Origin of the sequence: Faecalibacillus intestinalis, from assembly GCF_003024685.1 — a bacterium.
GTDB classification, from domain to species: domain Bacteria; phylum Bacillota_I; class Bacilli_A; order Erysipelotrichales; family Coprobacillaceae; genus Faecalibacillus; species Faecalibacillus intestinalis.
Window position 1 is genome coordinate 1 of record NZ_PYLQ01000042.1, and the last position, 4,076, is coordinate 4,076.

A 4,076-nucleotide genomic window follows, 5' to 3' on the forward strand; every position below is an offset into this window, starting at 1 on the left:
AAAAAGGTAAATATTTGGTCGTTCAGTATCTAAAACTGTTGTTTAGTACTGTTGCCTATTATTTACCTTTTGGTTATTTATCTTTTATAGAAGCAATTACTTGTACTTCCTGGTGCACTGCTTCCTTTTTTTACAAGTTGGATTTGGATTGCTTCAAGTCTATATGAATATCCTTCCGTTCCTGCACTCTCTCCATTCTTTGCCCAGCCTAGCCAGCCAAATTCTTGTGAATGTACTCTATAGTAGATGTCATATTGTTTTGCCATCTCTCCTGTTAGCTTGATTCTTATCGCTTCTAGTCTTTTACTTTGTCCACTTGTTCCTGAAGTGTCATCGTTCATTTTCCATCCTTGCCATCCAATGTCTTGGACATGTGTTTGATATTCGATTGATCCACTGTATAATGGATTGCTTAAACTGATATTGATGGCTTCTAGTCTTTTACTTTGTCCGCTTGTTCCCGCTTCTTCTCCATCATATTTTATTCCTTGCCATCCAATATCTTGAACATGTGTCTGATAGCTTACATATCTTTGTCTGTATGCATCCTGTGTACTTCCTGGTGCTTTTCCACCTTTTTCTACAAGTTTGACTTCTATTGCTTCCAGTCTGTATGAATATCCTGCTGTCCCTGCACTCTCTCCATTCTTTGCCCAGCCTAGCCAGCCAAATTCTTGTGAATGCACCCTATAGTAGATATCATAGTTTTCTGCTAATTCATCTGTCAGTTTGATTCTTATTGCTTCTAATCTTTTACTTTGTCCACTCGTTCCTGAAGTGTCATCGTTCATTTTCCATCCTTGCCATCCAATGTCTTGAATATGTGTCTGATATTGGATTGTTCCATTATAGGATGTATTATTGGAAAGTTTGATTCTTATTGCTTCTAATCTCTTTGACTGTCCTGTCGTTCCTGCAGTACTTCCATCTTTGACATATCCTTGCCATCCAATATCTTGGACATGTGTACTGTAGTTTACACTTGGTGTTTGTCTGACTACTGTCACCTTACATGCTGCACTCTTTCTATTGCTTGTTATTACTGTAATATTTGTAGTTCCTGTTCCTACTCCTGTTACTTTTCCATTTCCATCTACTTTTGCAACGTTTTCATCTTCACTTTTCCATGTTAGTGTCTTACTGATGTAATATGTGAAACATAAACTAATTTGATTTGTATATCTTTTATAACTCCAGTATTTTTTGATCCACAATCATTACCTTGTGATATCCATTTTGTCCAATTTCCATCAATATATACCCTATATTTAAGCTCATAATTATTACTGTTTGATAATGACATGTTGATCATCTTTAATCCTAGAGATTGTCCAGTAGAACCAATAACTGTTGAATTAGTAACATTAGTATATGTGTTATCTTTATTTTGTGTATTTAATGTTTTAATTGTTAAATTATAATTACTTAGGTTATCTATTCCTATTTTTAAACCTTCTAAATTTTCAGAGATATTTCCATAACCATTTCCATTCACTAGATTATTTGTCCATCCCATATTACTTAAATGTTGACTGTAATATATTCCTGGTACTCTTGTAATTGAACTATCTTTAACAATTCTAAAATCTATTGCTTGAATATTTTTTCCACTAACTCCTGCATTATTTCCTTCATCTATCCAAGATTGCCAACCTATATCAGCACTATGAACTCTATATTGTAACTTATATCCCGTTAAACAATTAGCTGAAAAATTTATAACTTGTATTGGTGAAGATTCATCTCCAACAACCGTATCATTATTAATTTTATCATAGGTTTTCCATCCTTTTGAATTATAAATCTTTCCAGACAAATAGGCTGTTGGATTTGCATTTTTTAAATCAAACTTCAATTGATACAAATTTAAAGACCTACCTGTTGTTCCAGTTGTATTTGGTTCATTGACTTGATTTAACCACCCTACGTTTTGACAATTAGATTGGTAATATAGAGTTGGTTCACTATCTGTTTTACCAGTTGGTTGTCCTTCTACATTTGAAGTATTCAATTGAGAAGAAGAATTACTGCCATTACTTACAATCGTTATTGAATTAGTTGGAATATATGCATAATTTGAATCATAGTTATATTCTGATTGAACAACTATTTTAGAGCGTGTTGAATCAATAGAACCATCAGATTGTATCTTATAATACCCATTTGATTTACCATCTTTTAAAATAAGAAATGCAAAATTTGATGGCGCAAGTGTCTTGTTTGAAATTTTTGAGCTAGTTGGATATGTTGAATACAAAGTAGTCGAATTTGCATTTGACGAATTTTTTATATTTACAACACTATGTAAATTACTTAATGTATCCTTTATACCAATTGTATATTTTTTAGAATCTGTACCACCTAAATAGTTATCTACTTTCCAACAAATACTTGCTGCTTTTTCTCCCCAATATGGATCAGAAGCATATTTTACACCTATTCCACTTGCTTTATCTCCTAAGAAAGCACCATAATAACGATAATCTGTAATAGGATCTAAATATCCTTTGGATAAAAAGATTGCCGAATGATAATAAATGCTATAATCTACTGAAGAATAGCCATTTGCACTTCCATTTGGATCTTTATCATAAGCATGATGACCAAATAAGTTATTCTTATTCTGTGCAATATTACTTGAACCCCATGAACTTTCATTAGCAGCCACACCTATCATCAACATTGCATTTGTTCCATATGTATTTTGGTTTGAAATAAATGCATTCCCTTCATTTCTCATTTTACTATTATCTTTAGAAAAATAAGAAATAGCTTGATTCAATTGTGATGCGTTATATGTTGTTAAACTTCTATGAGATAAATATTGATAATAATTATAATACGGATTAGAACTATTCACCGAATGTGTTCTAACATTAGTTTTATAATCTTCTAACATGGTTTTATAACTACTATATGTACTTCCCTCATAAAAATAATGGCCATCATAACTATAATAATCTGTATTATCCTTTAAATAAGATGGCTTAACTCCACAATCTAAATTACTACTATATGCCGTATTTGACAATTTTGTACTAATTCCATGATAAAGTCTTCCATTTTTTACATAATATTTACTTAATGTTTGAACAGAAGAACTAGTATAATCTAAAACCTCAACCTCATTAAGATTTACCCAACCAATAACACCTGATTGCATAAATTTTACTTTTGTAGGTGACACCTCATTATCATAACCTAAAAAAGCTGCATCTGCTGCATAGTATCCATTAGTATAACCATCACGATTAGTACCATCTTCCTTATACTCTGTATTTTCTTTGCTACTTGATTTTGTCCTAAAGTTAACAACTGAAACACTAGAATTAGATGCTCTTGCTCTAGATTGTTCCTCAGGTTGTACAAATAAATCTTTTTCATCCAAATCATCTGAAGTATCTGGCATATTTTGTTCCACTGTTTCTAAGGAGATTACATTCCCATTTTCATCAACAGTAGTAATTTCATAATCACTTGGTACTTCTTGTTTAGCAGCAGTATAATCATCCAAATTATTGCTGTCATCTACTATTGCCGAAACATTATAAAAAGGTACGATGCTAAAAATCAATGAAAAAGACATTAAAATCGATGTAATTTTTCTATTCATAAGTTTTTTTCACTTCCTTTCCCTAAAATCTATCATTTATTATATCAGTAAAAAAAAAAATTTAAATCACAAAATATATTTTCACACATTATCATTCATTTTTTTAAAGGAACTGTCATGAAAATTAATAATTAGTTTTATGTAGTCATCTCTTTTATAAAATAAAAAAGGTAAATATTTGGTCGTTCAGTATCTAAAACTGTTGTTTAGTACTGTTGCCTATTATTTACCTTTTGGTTATTTATCTTTTATAGAAGCAATTACTTGTACTTCCTGGTGCACTGCTTCCTTTTTTTACAAGTTGGATTTGGATTGCTTCAAGTCTATATGAATATCCTTCCGTTCCTGCACTCTCTCCATTCTTTGCCCAGCCTAGCCAGCCAAATTCTTGTGAATGTACTCTATAGTAGATGTCATATTGTTTTGCCATCTCTCCTGTTAGCTTGATTCTTATCGCTTCTAG

Annotated in this window: 2 protein-coding genes and 1 pseudogene; all 3 read right to left on the reverse strand. The window is 31.6% G+C overall.

Going from position 1 to position 4,076, the window contains the following annotated elements; translation table 11 throughout:
- Nucleotides 1–77: 77 nt before the first annotated feature.
- The gene (locus C7U54_RS14340) at nt 78–1,214 is read right to left on the reverse strand and encodes an Ig-like domain-containing protein (RefSeq protein WP_107030721.1); all 1,137 of its coding nucleotides are present in this window, start codon (nt 1,212–1,214) and stop codon (nt 78–80) included.
- On the reverse strand, nt 1,130–3,613 hold the full coding sequence (locus tag C7U54_RS14345) for a glucosaminidase domain-containing protein (RefSeq protein WP_107030722.1): 2,484 nt from the start codon (nt 3,611–3,613) through the stop codon (nt 1,130–1,132). Before C7U54_RS14345 ends, C7U54_RS14340 begins: the two co-directional genes overlap by 85 nt.
- Nucleotides 3,614–3,854: 241 nt before the next feature.
- A pseudogene (locus tag C7U54_RS14350) lies at nt 3,855–4,076 on the reverse strand (hypothetical protein); the annotation flags it as partial.